Below are 16021 nucleotides of genomic sequence, written 5' to 3' on the forward strand. Positions count from 1 at the left end.
ATCAGGCCTCGCCCGACCCCACGGCCGCCCGTCCCAGGCGGTCGCGCACCGCCGTCCAGGCGGGCGCCGCGGGCGGCTGCTCGAACAGCAGGACATCCACTCCCTTGCCGTCCAGTTCGCGCAGGGTCGCGTACAGCGCCTGCGCATAGCGTTCGGGATCGGCGGGCGCCTCTAGCCAGCAGGCCGCGCCGCCCGGATCCTGGCGGGACCAGACCCCCGCCGAGCGGCCACGCGCCGCCTCGGCGGCGATCTCGTCCGCGAGCCGGCCGGCGTCGACCAGCCTGAGCGGCGTGCGCGGCGCATAGTGCGCCGACAGCGATCCCGATACGCGCGGCACCGGGCGTTGCGCGTCCATCTGGGCGCGGGTCAGCACGGGGCTGCCCAGCACCTCGGACAGGGCCAGGGCCGAGACATGGCCCGGACGCAGCAGGATGGGGATCTGGGTGGAGACGTCGACGATGGTCGACTCGATGCCGACTTCGCAGGGCCCGCCGTCCAGCACCAGCGGCACCGCGTCGCCGAACTCGTCGGCCACGTGAGCCGCCGTGGTCGGGCTGACCCGGCCGAAGCGGTTGGCCGACGGCGCGGCCAGGCCGCCGCCGAACGCGGCCAGGAGGGCCTGCGCGGCCGAATGCGAGGGACAGCGCAGCCCGACCGTGTCCTGCCCGCCCGTGACGGCATCCAGCACCCCGGCGGCGCGCGGCAGGATCAGCGTCAGCGGCCCGGGCCAGAATGCGTCCATCAGCCGGCGGGCGGCCTCCGGAATGCTGGCGGCCCAGCGCGACAGGTCGGCGCCGGCCGCGACGTGCACGATGACGGGATGGTCGTTGGGCCGGCCCTTGGCGGCGAAGATGCGCGCCACCGCCTCGGCGTCCGAGGCATCGGCGGCCAGGCCGTAGACCGTCTCGGTGGGCATGCCCACCAGTTGTCCGGCCTGGAGCAGCGCCACCGCTTGCGCGATGGCTTCCGGCGTGGGCGGCAGGATGCGCGCGCTCATGCGGCTACGGATAGGCGATGCCCAGCGCCGCCGCCACCTGCGCGGCACTGCGCTCGGCCTGCGCGCGGTCCGCGCCCAGGCAGGTCACGTGGCCCATCTTGCGGCCGCGCCGTGCCTCGGTCTTGCCGTACAGGTGCAGCTTGGCGGTGGGTGCCTGCAGGGCCCGGCCCCAGGCCGGTTCGGCGGCCTGTTCGCCCGCCTGGAACCAGATGTCGCCCAGGATGTTGAGCATGACCGACGCGGCCAGCGCATCGGACGACCCCAGCGGCTGGCCCGCCAGCACCCGTACCTGCTGCTCGAACTGGCTGGTGACGCAGGCATCGATGCTGTAGTGGCCGCTGTTGTGGGGCCGTGGCGCGATCTCGTTGACGATCAGGCGATCGCCCGGCAGCACGAAGAACTCCACGCACAGCACGCCGCAATACTCCAGCCCGGCCGCGACCTGCAGCGCCGCGGCGCGGGCGCGGCGCACGATGTCCTCGGAAGCGCGCGGCGACGGCACGGTCGAGATCGCCAGGATGCCGTCGCGATGCACGTTCTCGGAGACCGGATAGGTCACCACTTCGCCGTCGAAGCCGCGCGCGACCACGACGGAGATTTCGAACTCCAGCGGCAGCCTGGCCTCGAGCACGCAGGGCACGTTGCCGAACGAGGCGAACGCGGCGCGCGCCTGCTCGGCCGACTCGACCCGGGCCTGGCCCTTGCCGTCGTAGCCCAGGCGCGTGGCCTTCAGGATGCCCGGATACAGCGAGGCGGGCGCCGCGGCGATGTCGGCCTCGGCGCGGATCTCGGCATAGGGCGCCACGGGCACGCCTATCGAGGCGATGTAGCCCTTCTCGGCGATGCGGTCCTGGGCGATGGCCACCGCGCCGGCAGCCGGACTGACCTGGCAGCGCAGGGCCAACTTCTCGAGGCTGGCGGCCGGGACGTTCTCGAATTCGGTGGTAACGGCGGCGCAGCGCTCGGCCAGTTGCGCCAGGCCGGCCTCGTCGTCGTAGCCGGCACGGATGTGCAGGTCGGCCACCGCGCCGGCGGGACAATCGGCGATCGGATCCAGCACCGCCACGCGGTACCCCATGCTTTGCGCGGCATGGCAGAACATCCGGCCCAGTTGGCCGCCGCCCAGCAGCCCCAGCCAGCCGCCCGGCTGCACCACGCGCGCCTTCGCCTTGCCTTCGCTCATGCCTGTCCCCCCGGAGGCAGCGCCATCGCGCGCGCGGCCTCGGTCTGGCGGGCACGGAAGGCCTCGAGCTTCTTGCGCAGCGCCGGATCGGTACAGGCCAGGTTGGCCACCGCATGCAGCGCCGCGTTGGCGGCCCCGGCTTCGCCGATGGCGAAGGTGGCCACCGGCACGCCCTTGGGCATCTGCACGATGGAAAGCAGGGAGTCCTCGCCGCGCAGGTACTTGGACGGCACCGGCACGCCGAACACCGGCACCGGCGTCAGCGCCGCCAGCATGCCCGGCAGGTGGGCCGCGCCGCCGGCGCCCGCGATGATGGCGCGCAGGCCCCGGCGGGTGGCCTCGGCGCCGTACTCGACCATGTCGAGCGGCATGCGGTGGGCCGACACCACGCGGGCTTCATGCGCCACGCCGAACTCGTCGAGCACGGCGACGGCATGCTTCATGATCTCCCAGTCGCTGGAAGACCCCATGACGATGCCGATCTGCACCGCCTCGGGGGAAGAAGAGGAAGAAGGGGAACTGGACATGTGGGACCTTGCGGGCACCCGGCGTGCCGGGGCAGCGGGCGAGCGTCGAAAAGCGCGATTTTAACCCGCCACGGCATCGCCGCAGCGGGATGCCCGCCCCCTTGGGCGATCCCGCAACAGGACCTAGCCGATCAACGCATTGACCAGCGCGCCGCCGCCCACCAGCCAGACGAACAGCAGCCCGGCCAGCAGCAGCGGGCGCAAGCCGGCGCGGCGGATGGCGCCGACGTGGGTGGTCAGCCCCAGCGCGGCCATGGCGATGGCCAGCAGCAGGGTATCGAAGTCGATCGCGGCCGACATCAGCCAGTCGGGAATCGACACCAGCGAATTGAATACCACCATGGCGATGAAGCCCACGGCGAACCAGGGAATGCACAGGCCGCTGCCCTCGCCCTTGCCGTCGGCCTTGCCGCGCGCGCACTCCCAGGCCAGCCAGGCGGACAGCCCCAGCAGGAACGGAGCCAGCATCATGACGCGCACCATCTTGGCGATCACGGCGGTGTCGGCCGCTTCGGTTCCCACCGCGCGGGCCGCGGCGATGACCTGGGCCACCTCGTGCACCGTGGAGCCGACGTAGACGCCGAAGCCGTGCGTGCCGCCCGGGATCAGGCCCCACTGCTGGTTCAGTTCGTACAGGAAAGGATAGAGGAACATCGACACCGTGCCGAACACCACCACGGTCGCGACCGCCACCGCGACCTGGTCGGCCTTGGCGCGCAGGACCGGCGCGGTCGCCATGACCGCGGCCGCGCCGCAGATGGAGCCGCCGGCGCCGATCAGCCAGGCCGACGTCCGGTCGAGCTTGAACACCCGCGTGCCCACCAGCCATGCCAGGCCGAAGGTCGACAGCAGCATGACCGCGTCGATGGCCACGCCCGCGGCGCCGACGCCGCCTATGTCCTGCCACGTCAGGCGCAGGCCATACAGGATGACGCCCGCACGCAACAGGGTCTGCTTGGCCACCCCCACCCCGGCCGCGCTGGGCGCGGCGATGCGCGGATAGACGGTGTTGCCCACCAGCATGCCCAGCACGATGGCCAGCGTCAGCGCGCTGAACCCTCGGCTGGCGAAGAATTCCCAGCCCGCCAGCCCCATCGCGGCCACCCCGATGGCCGTGGCCAGGAGGAGGCCGGGGCCCGCCTGCCGGAAGAATCCGGCCTTGCCCTGAGACGGGCGGCCGGCGGCGGCGATGGAGGTAGCAGACGAATTCGACATAAGCTAATAACTTCTGGAATGAACGCCCTCCACTCTAAGCACGCTCTTCGATCCGTCAAAACGGTTTATTTTTGTATATTCAAGCTGGAAAACCGGTAATTCGAGTTATATGGAAGCCCTGCGCCTGACCCTGCGCCAATTGCAGATATTCGCCGCCGTCGCCAACACCGGCAGCACCAGCGCCGCCGCCGCGGCCGTGGCGCTGTCCCAGTCCGCCACCAGCGCGGCGCTGAACGACCTGGAGCGGGCCCTGGACATGGCGTTGTTCGACCGGGTGGGCAAGCGCCTGGTGCTCAACGACAACGGCCGGGAACTGCTGCCCCAGGCGCGCGAGCTGCTGGACCGCGCCACCGCGATCGAACGCTGGGCCCGCGACGGCCAGGGCCACGTGGGCGTGCTGCGCATCGGCGCCAGCACCACCATCGGCAACTACGTGCTGCCCACCCTGCTGGCGGGCTTCCAACGCGACCTGGCGGACAGCGGCCAGCCGCAATGGACGGCTCATGTCGCCATCGCCAACACGCTGGCCATCGCCACCCAGGTGGTGAATTTCGAGCTGGACCTGGCCCTGGTCGAGGGGCCGTGCGAACAGCCCGAACTGACCGTCGAGCCCTGGCTGACCGACGAACTCGTGATCGTGGCCGGCGCGCGCGACCCCATCGTGCCGCCGGCGGGCGGCCGGGTCTCGACCGCCCAGCTGCGCGCCGCCACGTGGCTGCTGCGCGAGGAAGGCTCCGGTACCCGCGAGACCATACGCGAGGCGCTGACCCCGCACCTGCACCACATGAAGTCGGGCATCGAGTTCGGCAACTCGGAAGCGATCAAGCGCGCCGCCGCGGGCGGGCTGGGCATTACCTGCCTGTCGCGCTGGGTGGTCAGCGACATGCTGGCGACCGGGGAACTGGTCGAGCTGCCCACGGGGCTGCCGCGCCTCGACCGCTCGTTCTACCTGATCTCCCACGCGCGCAAGCTGGCCACGCCCGGCGTGCGGCGCCTGACGGCCTACCTGCGGGCCTTCGCGCAGGATACGGCGGCGTAGGCGCGTCGCCCCGGACAGCGCGGCCCCCCGAAGCGAAAAATCAAGCACAATCTCTTTTTGCTTACCGCTTCATAGCCATAGGATTCCCGGTATGGATGTCACGCTAGCCAATTTCGAAAGCGAGGTCTTGCAGGCCTCGCGCGACAAACCGGTCCTGGTCGATTTCTGGGCCCCGTGGTGCGGCCCCTGCCGGTCCCTGACCCCGACCCTGGAAAAGCTGGAGCGCGACTATGGCGGCGCCTTCAAGCTGGTCAAGGTCAACGTCGACGAGAACCAGCAGTTGGCCGCCCACTTCCAGGCGCGCAGCATTCCGCTGGTCGTCGCCATCCTGGGCGGCCGGCCGGTGGACCAGTTCACCGGCGCACTGCCCGAAGGCCAGATCCGCGCCTTCATCGACCGCCTGCTGCCGCTGCCGCACGAACAGGAACACCAGCAGGCCATGGCGGCCATGCAGGCCGGGGACGTCCCCACCGCCGAGAAGCACCTGCGCGCGGCGCTGGTCCTGGACGCGGCCTACGATCCGGCGCGCATGGACTATGTCGAGCTCTTGCTGACCACGGGCCGCCCCGAGGACGCCAAGGCCCAGTTCGCGCTGCTGACGCCGCAGGCCAAGGCCGACCCCCACTACGCCAACCTGGAGACCGCGCTGAACGCGGTCGAGCAGGCGCAGGATTCGCCCGAGGAAACCGAGCTGCTGGCCCGTATCCAGCAGAACCCCGGCGACCTGCAGGCGCGCCTGGACCTGGCCAACAAGCGCATCGCGCGCCGCGCCTGGGCCGGCGCGATGGACGAACTGCTGGAAATCGTCCGGCGCGACCGCAGCTTCCAGGACGAGATCGGCCGCAAGACCATGATCGCCGTCTTCGACATGGCCTCGGCCCAACCCGAGCTGGTCTCGCAGTACCGCCGGAAATTGTCGACGGTATTATTCTGACCCCCAGGGGAAGCCCACCCCCTACCCGCTGACGCGGGCCCCCTCAAGGGGGCGGCGCTGGCGGACCGGCAAAGCCGGATCCGCGGCGCCCAGGGTCTAGTGCCTGTTTCTTGGTACGCCACACCGTTGCTACCGCGGGCAGCCAGCGATAGCAACCGTGCTTCAGTCCAAGATACTTTCTCTAGACCCAGGAAACCGCGGATCCGGCTTTGCCGGTCCGCCGGTTTCGCCCCCTGGGGGGCGCGCGTCAGCGCGTAGGGGGGGTCCTCTTCTTCTATTCGAGTTTTATGCCGGTTTCGGCCACGACCTTGCCCCAGCGCTGCGTTTCGTCGGCGACCAGCTTGGCCAGTTCGGCGGGTGACGAGGGGGCCGGGTCGGCGTAGACGCCGGACAGTTTCTCCGTCACGGCGGGCTCGCGCAGCGCGGTCGCCACCATTTTCGACAATGCATCCACGGCGGACTGGGGCGTGCCCTTGGGGGCGAACAGCGCGAACCAGCCGCCCGACTCCAGGCCCGACACGCCGGATTCGGCGAAGGTGGGAATGTCCGGCGCGAAGCGCGAACGCTGGGTGCCCGTCACGGCGATGGCCTTGATGCGGCCGTCCTTGAGCAGCGGCATGGCCGGCGGCAGGCCGGCCACCACCAGGTCCAGTTCGCCGCGCGCCAGCGCCGGCAGGGCCTCGGCGAAGCTGCGGCTGTACGGGATGTGCAGCAGCTTGAGCCCATAGTTGCTTTGCAGGTAGGCGGCGGCCAGGTGCAGGTTGGTGCCGACGCCGGGCGTGCCATAGCGCAGTTCCTTCTGCCTGGCCAGGGCCAGGAACTCTTGCGGGTTCGAGGCCGGCAGCTTGGGGCTGGCCAGCAGCACGTTCTGGATGCGGGCCAGCAGCGCGACGGGCGCGAAGTCCTTCTCGGGCTTGATGCGCCAGTCGGGATAGAGATGGGTCAGGATGCCGTGCGTGTCCTTGCCGCCCAGCAGCAGCGTATAGCCGTCGGCCTTGGCGTCGGCCACGGCCTCGGTGCCTATCTTGCCGCCGGCGCCCAGTTTGTTCTCGACCACGAAGGATTGGCCGGTCTGGCGCGACAACTGTTCGCTCACGACGCGCGCGATCAGGTCCGGCGCCGTGCCCGGCCCATAGGGCACGACCACGCGCACGGGCCGGTCGGGATAGGAAGGTTTCTGGGCCGCCGCGGACGCGCAGACGAACAGGGCGGCGAGCGCGCAACGCGCGATGGATCGGTGCATGGAAGTCTCCTCGTATACGCACGCCCGTGTCTTTCGAATGGAGGGTCCGGCATGCGCAGACTCGATGCTAAACCTCTAAAACTCAAAAATCTATACTTTTGATTTTTTGAGGTCTAGAATGGGCGCCGATGATCGAACCGCAGGAGCATCATGGCCCGCTTACCCATCACCATCGCCACCTGGGACTATGACCGGGTCCGTCCGCTGCTGGACGGCCGCGTCACCGTCGAAGGCTGCGAGGTCAACTACCTTCCCATGCCGGTGGAAGAGTGTTTCCATCGCGCCTATTTCCACGGAGAATTCGACGTCGCCGAGATCGGCTTCAGTCCGTTCCTGATCGCGCTGTCGCGCGGCATCGCGCCCTACGTCGCCCTGCCCGTCTTCCTGTCGCGCACCTTCCGCCACTCCGCCATCTACATCCGCAATGACCGCGCCATCGCCAGCGCGGCCGACCTGCGCGGCAAGCGCATCGGCCTGCCCGAGTACCAGATGTCCGCCGTGCTGTGGGTGCGGGGTTTCCTGAAGGACGAGTACGGCATCGAGGCCGCCGACATCGAATGGGTCCAGGGTGGCCTGGAACAGTACGGCCGCAAGGACAAGTTCCCGCTCAATCTTCCGCCGGGCTTCCCGCTGTCGAGCGCGCCCCAGGGCCGCTCGCTGTCCAGCCTCCTGGCCAACGGCGAACTCGATGCCGTCATCTCCGCCCGAGCGCCTTCCTGCCTGCTCGACGGCCACCCCCGGGTGCAGCGCCTGTACCCCGACTATCGCGCGGTCGAGCAGGCGTACTACGCCCGCACCGGCCTGTTCCCCATCATGCACGCGCTGGGCGTGCGCCAGGACCTCGCCCAGGCGCATCCGTGGCTGCCCTCCAGCCTGTACAAGGCGTTCGCCCAGGCCAAGGAAATCGCCGAGCGCGACCTGCGCGAAGTCACCGCGCTGAAGATCGGGCTGCCGTGGGTGACCGCCGAGCTGGAAGCGACCGAGGCGGTCATGGGCCGGGACTTCTGGCCCTATGGCGTGGAAGCCAACCGCAAGACGCTGGAAGCGATGACGCGCTATTCGTACGAACAGGGGCTGGCCGTCCGCCAACTGGGCGTGGACGAACTGTTCGCGGCCAGCACGCTCGACCCCGTCCACATCTAGGAGCCGTCCATGCCCGCGCAACTGATCTGCTGTTCGCACAGTCCGCTCATGCTGGCGGATATCGAGGCGTCCGACCCCGAGGGCCAGCGCGCCTTCTTCGACCAGATGGAAACGGTCTCGCGCGAGGTCCATGCCTTCGCGCCGGACCTGGTGGTGAGCTTCGGCCCCGACCATTTCAACGGCTTCTTCTACGACCTGATGCCGGCGTTCTGCCTGGGCCTGGCGGCACACGGCACGCGCGACTGGGGACTGCCCGGCGGCCCGCTGCGCGTGCCCACCGAGCTGGCGCTGGAGTGCGCCCGGGCGCTGCATCGGCAGGACCTGGATACCGCCATTTCCTACGACATGTGCGTGGACCACGGCAACGCCATCTCGCTGACGCAACTGACGGGCGCGCTGGCGCGCTACGACGTGCTGCCCATCTTCCTGAATTGCGCCGCCGATCCGCGGCCGTCCATGCGCCGATCGCGCCTGTTCGGCGAGGCCGTGGGCCGCTTCCTGGCCACGCGCGGCCTGCGCGTGACCATCATCGGCTCGGGCGGCCTGTCGCACGATCCTCCCACGCCGCGCCTGCGCCAGGTGCCGCACGACATCGCGCAACGGCTGGTCAAGCGGCATACCCCCACGGCCGAGGAACTGGCCGCGCGCGAGGCCCGCGTGATCCAGGCCGGCCGCGACCTGGTCGCCGGCAAGGGGCCGTGCATGCCGCCCGACCGCGACTGGGACGAGGCCTTCATGGCCAAGCTGTGCGCGTACGACGTCGATGCCCTGGATGCCATCGACGATGCCGAGATCGACCGCAAGGCCGGCTTCGGCGGGCACGAGATCCGGGCCTGGGTCGCGGCCGCGGCCGCCGCGCGCGCGATCGAGACCCATCCCATGCAGGTGCGCTACTACCGGATCATTCCCGAGTGGCTGACGGGCATGGGCATCGTCACCGCCGGCTGACCCACCGACCACGAACCGACCAGGACACACCATGGCCCCCATTGCCCATCGCACCGGCACCGCCCGCAGCGGCGACGTCGAGATCTTCTATCGCCGCTTCGGCGCCCCCGGTGCCACGCCCGTCCTCATCGCGCACGGCCTGTCCTACTTCTCGTACGACTGGACCGGCATCGCCGAGGCCCTGGCCACCGATCGCGAAGTGGTCGCCGTCGACCTGCGCGGCTTCGGCGACTCCACCCGCAGCCTCGAGCGGCACTACGACCTGCGCGACTTCGCCGGCGACCTCATCGCCGTGCTCGACCATCTGCAGTGGCCGCGCGCGGTGCTGGCCGGCCACTCCATGGGCGGGCGGATCTGCCTGTGCACCGCGCACTGGTATCCCGACCGCGTGGCGGCGCTGGCCTGCCTGGACTTCGCGCCCGACGTGGCCGCCGCGGGCCGCCGCAATGTCGCCCTGCGCATCGGCAACCAGCCAGACGTCTTCGTATCCGTGGACGAGGCACTGGCCTACCACGGCCTGCCCGCCGGCCTGCCCGCGGACGCTCCCGCCAGGAAACGCTACGAAGCTTTCCTGCGGCCCGTTCCCGGCGGCTACGAGCTCAAGCGCGACCTGCACTTCCGCGACAGTTTCCGCCAGACCCTGCAGGGCAAGCCCGCCGCGCCGGGACCGGACCTGTGGGCCATGGTCAGGGAACTGCGGATACCGGCACTGTTCGTGCGCGGCAGCCGGTCCGACATGTTCGAGGCGCCCACGCTGGACAAGCTGCGGCTGGCCAACCCGCGTTGCCGCGCGGAAGAAATAGACGGCAGCCACGACCTGGCCGGCGACAACCCCGGGGACCTGGCGCGCGTGCTGCGCGCCTTCCTGCCCGCCGGCTGAACCGGCCGCCGGCCCGATACGACACGACGACACCGAACCAGGAGGAAGACCATGTCCATCGAAAAACTGCTGCCCCGGCACCGCGACCTGTATTACGGCGGCGCCTGGCATCGCCCGGAAGGCGGCTATGCCGACTCCTTCAGCCCGTCCACCGGCGAGAACCTGGGCCCCTGCGCGGTGGCCAGCCGCGCCGACGTCGACGCCGCCGTGCGCGCCGCCCACGAGGCCTATCGCTCGTGGCGTCGCACCTCGCCCGGCGAACGCGCCACGGTGCTGCGCCGCATCGCCCAGGTCATGCGCGAGCATCGCGAGGAACTGGCCATGATCGACGCCATCGACTGCGGCAATCCCGTGTCCGCGCTGATGAACGACGTCGACATCGCCACCCAGCTCATCGACTATTTCGCGGGACTGGTCTATGAGCTGCGCGGCTCCACGATCCCCATGGGCGAAGGCGTCATCGACATGACGGTGCGCGAGCCCTACGGCGTCTGCGCCCGCATCGTCGCCTACAACCACCCCATGATGTTCACGGCCAGCCGGCTGGCGGCGGCAGTCGCGGCCGGCAATACCGTCATCATGAAACCGCCGGTGCAGGCGCCGCTGTCGGCCTACCGGCTGATGGAACTGATAGACGGCATCGCGCCGCCCGGGGTCATCAACGTGCTGTCGGGCGGGACCGAGTGCGGCCAGGCGCTGGTGGACCACCCGCTGGTGCCCAAGGTCACGCTGATCGGCAGCATCGCCACCGGCAAGGCCATCGCGCGCGGCGCGGCCGAGCACCTCAAGCACGTCAGCCTGGAACTGGGCGGCAAGAACGCGCTAGTGGTCTATCCCGACGCGGACCTGGAACGGGCGATCAAGGGCGCCGTGGCCGGCATGTGCTTCACCTGGTGCGGCCAGGCGTGCAGCTCGACCACGCGCCTGTTCGTGCACGAGTCGGTGTACGAACAGGTGGTCCAGGGCGTGCTGGAAGGCGTGCGCGCCTACCGCCCCGGCCTGCCCACCGACAAGGCCACGACCATGGGCGCCATCGTCTCGCGCGAGCAGTACGACAAGATCATGCACTACATCGAGCTGGGCAGGCAGGAAGGCGCCCGGCTGGCCGCGGGCGGCAGGCATCCCGACGGCGCCGAGCTGGCCAACGGGCACTTCATCGAACCCACCGTGTTCACCGACGTGACCATGGACATGCGCATCGCGCGCGAAGAGATCTTCGGCCCGGTGCTGTCCATTCTCAAGTGGTCGGACGAGGACGAGATGTTCGAACAGGTCAACTCGCTGGAGTACGGACTGGCCGCCGGCGTCTACACCACGCGCCTGGACACGGCCCACCGCGCCGCCGGCCGCTTCGAGGCGGGCTACGTCTGGGTCAACAACGCCGCCAAGCATTTCTTCCCCGCACCCTTCGGCGGCTACAAGCAGTCGGGCAACAACCGCGAGGAATCCTTCGAGGAACTGGTGTCCTACACGCAATTGAAGAACGTCTACATCACGCTTTGAACCAGGAAGAGACAAGCATGCAATTCGATCAGTTGAAGAACGTCAAAGTCGAGATCGCCAACGGCATAGGCTGGGTCACGCTGAACCGCCCCGACAAGCGCAACGCGATGAGCCCGGACCTGCACTTCGAGATGGTGGACGTGCTCAAGGAGCTGGCCGAGGAGCCGTCGGTGCGCGTGCTGGTGCTGACCGGCGCGGGCGACAGCTGGTGCGCCGGCCAGGACATAGGCCTGTTCTTCCGCGCGCTGGACGACAAGCCCAAGCAGCGCCACCTGGCCCGTCTGGCCAACCACGAATGGCGCTGGACCCTGCTCAGCAGCTTTCCCAAGCCCACCATCGCCATGGTGAACGGGCACTGCTACGGCGGCGCCTTCGTGCAGTTGTTCGCCTGCGATTTCGCCATCGCGGCGGACGAAGCGCAGTTCGGCCTGTCCGAGGTGAACTGGGGCATCCTGCCCGGCGGCCTGGTCGGCAAGGTCATCGTCGACGGCCTGGCCTACCGCGACGCGGTCTACTATGCGATGACGGGCGATCCCTTCAATGGCAAGGTGGCCGCGCAGATGCGGCTGGTGACCGAGTCCGTGCCGCTCGAGCGGCTGCGCGCGCGCACCGAGGAACTGGCCGCCACGCTGGCGCGCAAGAATCCGCAGACGCTGCGCACCATCAAGGAAAGCCTGCGCCTGGTGCGCGGCATGAGCGTGGACCAGGCCGCCGACTACTTGCTGGCCAAGGAACGCGAGATGCGCTTCATGGATACCGAGGGCGGGCGCGAACAGGCGATGACCCAGTTCCTGGACGAGAAGACCTATCGCCCCGGCTACGGCGAATACCGGCGGGACGCGCAATGAGCGCCGCATCCGCGCCCGCCTCCGGCGACGTGCTGCAAGGCATCCGGGTGCTGGAGCTGGGCAACTTCATCACCGGCCCCTACGCCGGCCTGATGCTGGCCGACCTGGGCGCCGACGTGATCAAGGTCGAGCGGCCGGAAGGCGACCCCTTCCGCGCCTTCCGCGACGGCCAGTACAGTCCGAACTTCGTCGCCTTCAACCGCAACAAGCGCAGCGTCAGGCTGGACCTGGGCAGCGCGGCCGGGCGCGACGCCCTGCTGCGGCTGGTGGACACGGCGGACGTGCTGATCGAGAACTTCCGCCCCGGCGTCATGGACCGGATGGGACTGGGATGGGAAACGCTGCGCGCCCGGCGGCCGCAGCTGGTCTATTGCGCCATCGGCGGCTTCCTGCCCGGCAGCCGGCACGAGGGCCAGCCGGCCTTCGACACCATCGGGCAGGCCCTGAGCGGCATGCTGGACACCTTCCTGGATCCGTCCGATCCGCAGGTGCGCGGCCCCACCATCTCGGACCAGCTGGCGGGCATGTACGCGTGCCAGGGCATCCTGGGCGCGCTGTTCGCCCGCCAGGCCAGCGGGCGGGGCCGGCTGGTGGAGGTCAACATGATCGAAGCCTCCATGTCCTTCATGCCCGACTTCTTCGCCAGCTATACCCGCGACGGCACGCGCATGCAGTCGACCACGCGCGCGTCCTATTCGCACAGCCTGGCATTCGAGTGCGCCGATGGCGCGCGTATCGGCCTGCAGCTCTCGTCGCCGCCGAAATTCTGGGAAGGCCTGGTGCGGGCGGTGGACATGCCCGAACTGCGGGACGATCCGCGCTTCGCCACCCGCGGCGCGCGCATCGCCAACTTCGAGGCGCTGTCGGGCCTGCTGCGCGAGCGCTTCCGCACGCGGCCGCGGGAGCACTGGCTGGCCGCGCTGCGCGCCGCCGACGTCCCGCACGCGCCGGTCCTGACCGTGCCGGACATCCTGGACGACCCCGAGTTCGCGGCCGCCGGCAGTTTCCACCAGTTGCATCATCCGGAGATGGGCCCGGTGCGTGCGCTGAGCCGGCCCATCCGCTACGACGGCCAGCGTCCGCCCAGCCGCCATCCTCCTCCCACGCTGGGCGAACAGACCGCCGCGATCCTGGCCGAGGCCGGCCTGTCGGAACAGGAAATCGCCGCCGCCCGGGGACCGACCGCCTAGAGCCGTCCGTTTGCAAAAGAAAAGGAGACACCCCATGCCAGACCATCGCGACACTTCCATCACCCGCCGCGGCTTCATCTCCGCCGGCGCCGGCCTGGCCCTGGCCGCGGCCGGCGCCGCGCGCGGCCAGGGCGACACCTACCCGAGCCGCGCCATCCGCGTCATCGTGCCCTTCCCCGCCGGCGCCGGGGCCGACTCCAACGCCCGGCTGGTGGCCCAGCAATTGGCGGAAAGACTGGGCCAGCCGGTGGTGGTCGACAACCGGCCCGGCGCCAACGGCCTGATCGGCACCGAGGCCGTGGCCAAGGCCGCGCCCGACGGCTATACCCTGCTGTTCGTCGACCGCGGCGCGCTGGGCATCAACCCCAGCCTGTACAAGAAGCTGCCCTACGATCCGTTGAAGGATTTTTCCTACGTAGGCATCGCGGTCTGGGGCCCCTATGTGCTGGTGGCCGGCTCCAAGCAACCCGCCAAGACCATCCAGGAGTTCGTCGCCGCCGCCCGCAAGCAGCCCGGCCGCCTGACCTATGCCAGCTTCGGCAACGGCAGCATGACCCAGCTGGGCACCGAGTCGCTGTGCTCGCTGCTGGGCATACAGCTGACCCACGTGCCCTACAAGGGCGGCGCCCCGGCGCTGACCGCGGCCATGGCCGGCGAGGTGGACATGGCCCTGGTCACGATCGGACCCGCCCTGGGCGCGATCCGCGAAGGCCGCGTGCGGCCGCTGCTGGTGGGCGGCGGCCGCCGCTTCCCGCTGCTGCCGGACGTGCCCGCCGTGAGCGAGATCGGCGGCGACGAGAACACCATCCCCAACACCTATTTCGGCTTCGCCCTGCCGGCCGGCACGCCCGCCGCGATCCGCGACCGCCTCTCGGGCACCATCCGCCAGGTGCTGGCCGATACGGCCATCCGGGCAAAACTGGCCGACAGCGGCTTCCAGCCTGCCCAGGGCACCCCGGAGGAGATGCGGTCCACGGTGGAACGCGACATCGCGGCCTTCGGCCGGCTCGCGCGCGAACTGAACATCCGGCCCGAATGATGGACGGTCCGCAGGATAATGGCGGGGATGGAATAATCGCGGTCTGCGCCCCGGCGCCGACCGCAGCTCCCGAACCAGGCTTCCGACCCATGTCCTCATTCACCGACACCACGCTCGACCGGATGGCGCGCTATCTGCAACTGGCATCGCTGTTCCGCAACAAGATCATTACCGGCGACTGGCCGGTGGGCGGCCGCATCCCGAACGTGGCGGACCTGGCCGTGGACTTCGAAGTGGCGCGCGGCACCATACGCGAGGCGCTGGGCGTGCTGGAGGACGAAGGGCTGATCGAGCGCTTCCGCGCGAAGGGCAGCTTCGTTCGCCGGACGCCCAAGGAGCGCAGCGCGCACCGGCTGGCCATCGACTGGGCCTCGCTGATCTCGGCCCACGAGGGTGCGGACATCGAGGTCCTGGAACAGCGCGAGCTGGACGAACTGCCCGCCTTCGCGGCGGGCGAAGGCGAACCGGCCGAGCATTACACGATGATGCGCCGGCTGCACGCGCGCGACGGCCACCCCTACCTGGCGGCCCGCTTCATTCTGGACAGCGAGTTGTTCAGGCAAGGACCGCCTGAGCGCTTCCGGCACGAGGCCACCCTGCCCATCCTGCACGAGATCGCCGGCAAGCGCATCGCGCGGGCCAACCAGGTCATGACCCTGGGCAGCGCCGACCGCGAGATGGCCGCGCTGCTGGAACTGCCGCTGAACGCGCCGGTGGCGCACGTCGTGCGGCGCGCCATCGACACGTCGGGCAAGCTGATCTACGTGGGGGAAGGGATATACCGGGGGGATGCGGTCAGGCTGGAGATCGCGCTGATCTGATTCAGAGCAGCTTGTCGAGCACCGCCATGACGCCCACGGCCACGACCAGCATGGAACCGAGCTTGATGGTCATGCGCTGTTCCAGCAGGCGCAATTCCGAGCGAAATTCCGATCTCAGCTGACCCTCGGTGCTGATCAACCGGTTTTCCAGCGCGTGGATATCTCCTTTGAGGCTGGTTTCCACCCGCTCGAGATCGGTACGCGCTGCCAGAGAGACCCGTTCGAGATCGGCTCGCGTAGCGAGAGTGACCTTTTCAAGATCGGCCCGCGTAGCCAGCGTAACCTTTTCAAGATCGGCTCGCGTAGCCAAGGCATCCATGCCGGTTGTCAGCACCTGCGCCAGGGCCTCGGCCTGCGCATCGGCCACAGGCGCAGCCACGCCTGCCTGCTGCAGGCGTTTGGAATATTGCAAGGTGTCGAAGGCAAGAGCGGCGGTCATGGAAATATTCTATGCCATACGGTCGCGCTGAAAAACAACGGGCAGGATGTTTCCATCCTGCCCGCCGTCATC

General features: G+C 69.5%; 16 protein-coding genes. 10 read left to right on the forward strand and 6 right to left on the reverse strand.

Annotated features, from left to right (window positions below; genetic code table 11):
• Position 1: 1 nt before the first annotated feature.
• The 4 genes from R4823_RS22220 to R4823_RS22235 form a co-directional block, all read right to left on the reverse strand.
• Positions 2–997 (reverse strand): L-threonylcarbamoyladenylate synthase, encoded by a 996-nt coding sequence (locus R4823_RS22220; RefSeq protein ID WP_087837930.1) that lies wholly within the window; start codon positions 995–997, stop codon positions 2–4.
• A gap of 4 nt (positions 998–1001) precedes the next feature.
• Positions 1002–2180, reverse strand: a complete 1179-nt coding sequence (locus R4823_RS22225) for a 5-(carboxyamino)imidazole ribonucleotide synthase (protein ID WP_087837931.1) — start codon at positions 2178–2180, stop codon at positions 1002–1004.
• Positions 2177–2707 (reverse strand): 5-(carboxyamino)imidazole ribonucleotide mutase, encoded by a 531-nt coding sequence (gene purE / locus R4823_RS22230; RefSeq protein ID WP_165963163.1) that lies wholly within the window; start codon positions 2705–2707, stop codon positions 2177–2179. The genes R4823_RS22225 and purE overlap by 4 nt, the downstream gene beginning before the upstream one ends.
• 123 nt (positions 2708–2830) lie before the next feature.
• Positions 2831–3922, reverse strand: coding sequence for a YeiH family protein (locus R4823_RS22235; protein ID WP_087837932.1), 1092 nt, complete (start codon positions 3920–3922; stop codon positions 2831–2833).
• Between the two features lie 109 nt (positions 3923–4031).
• On the opposite strand from R4823_RS22235, the gene R4823_RS22240 reads away from it, so the two are divergent.
• Complete coding sequence (locus R4823_RS22240; RefSeq protein WP_207958644.1) at positions 4032–4961, forward strand: LysR family transcriptional regulator; 930 nt, start codon at positions 4032–4034, stop codon at positions 4959–4961.
• 91 nt (positions 4962–5052) lie between these two features.
• A complete protein-coding gene (trxA, locus tag R4823_RS22245) occupies positions 5053–5895 on the forward strand; it encodes a thioredoxin (protein ID WP_087837933.1) in 843 nt (280 codons plus the stop codon).
• Between the two features lie 274 nt (positions 5896–6169).
• On the opposite strand, the gene R4823_RS22250 is transcribed toward trxA, so the two are convergent.
• On the reverse strand, positions 6170–7138 hold the full coding sequence (locus R4823_RS22250; protein WP_087837934.1) for a tripartite tricarboxylate transporter substrate binding protein: 969 nt from the start codon (positions 7136–7138) through the stop codon (positions 6170–6172).
• A gap of 150 nt (positions 7139–7288) precedes the next feature.
• Here R4823_RS22250 and R4823_RS22255 point away from each other — a divergent pair, with 150 nt between their 5' ends.
• The 8 genes from R4823_RS22255 to R4823_RS22290 all read left to right on the forward strand — a co-directional run bounded on the left by R4823_RS22255 (position 7289) and on the right by R4823_RS22290 (position 15510).
• Positions 7289–8281, forward strand: a complete 993-nt coding sequence (locus R4823_RS22255; protein WP_087837935.1) for a 4,5-dihydroxyphthalate decarboxylase — start codon at positions 7289–7291, stop codon at positions 8279–8281.
• Positions 8282–8290: 9 nt separating this feature from the next.
• Positions 8291–9229: a 3-carboxyethylcatechol 2,3-dioxygenase gene (locus R4823_RS22260; RefSeq protein ID WP_087837936.1), complete on the forward strand. Its 939-nt coding sequence runs from the start codon at positions 8291–8293 to the stop codon at positions 9227–9229.
• Positions 9230–9260: 31 nt separating this feature from the next.
• Entirely contained in the window at positions 9261–10109 is an 849-nt protein-coding gene (locus R4823_RS22265) for an alpha/beta hydrolase (RefSeq protein WP_087837937.1), read from the forward strand.
• A 51-nt stretch (positions 10110–10160) separates the two neighbouring features.
• The gene (locus tag R4823_RS22270) at positions 10161–11612 is read left to right on the forward strand and encodes an aldehyde dehydrogenase family protein (protein WP_087837938.1); all 1452 of its coding nucleotides are present in this window, start codon (positions 10161–10163) and stop codon (positions 11610–11612) included.
• Positions 11613–11629: 17 nt separating this feature from the next.
• Positions 11630–12460: a p-hydroxycinnamoyl CoA hydratase/lyase gene (locus R4823_RS22275; protein WP_087837939.1), complete on the forward strand. Its 831-nt coding sequence runs from the start codon at positions 11630–11632 to the stop codon at positions 12458–12460.
• Complete coding sequence (locus tag R4823_RS22280; RefSeq protein ID WP_087837940.1) at positions 12457–13650, forward strand: CoA transferase; 1194 nt, start codon at positions 12457–12459, stop codon at positions 13648–13650. The genes R4823_RS22275 and R4823_RS22280 overlap by 4 nt, the downstream gene beginning before the upstream one ends.
• Positions 13651–13684: 34 nt before the next feature.
• Entirely contained in the window at positions 13685–14689 is a 1005-nt protein-coding gene (locus R4823_RS22285; protein WP_087837941.1) for a tripartite tricarboxylate transporter substrate binding protein, read from the forward strand.
• Between the two features lie 89 nt (positions 14690–14778).
• Positions 14779–15510: a GntR family transcriptional regulator gene (locus R4823_RS22290; RefSeq protein WP_165963162.1), complete on the forward strand. Its 732-nt coding sequence runs from the start codon at positions 14779–14781 to the stop codon at positions 15508–15510.
• 1 nt (position 15511) lies between these two features.
• On the opposite strand, the gene R4823_RS22295 is transcribed toward R4823_RS22290, so the two are convergent.
• Positions 15512–15949, reverse strand: coding sequence for a coiled-coil domain-containing protein (locus tag R4823_RS22295; RefSeq protein WP_087837943.1), 438 nt, complete (start codon positions 15947–15949; stop codon positions 15512–15514).
• Between the last annotated feature and the right edge of the window lie 72 nt (positions 15950–16021).

The sequence above is a fragment of the Pigmentiphaga sp. CHJ604 genome, assembly GCF_036972535.1.
Classification (GTDB): Bacteria; Pseudomonadota; Gammaproteobacteria; order Burkholderiales; family Burkholderiaceae_B; genus Pigmentiphaga; species Pigmentiphaga daeguensis.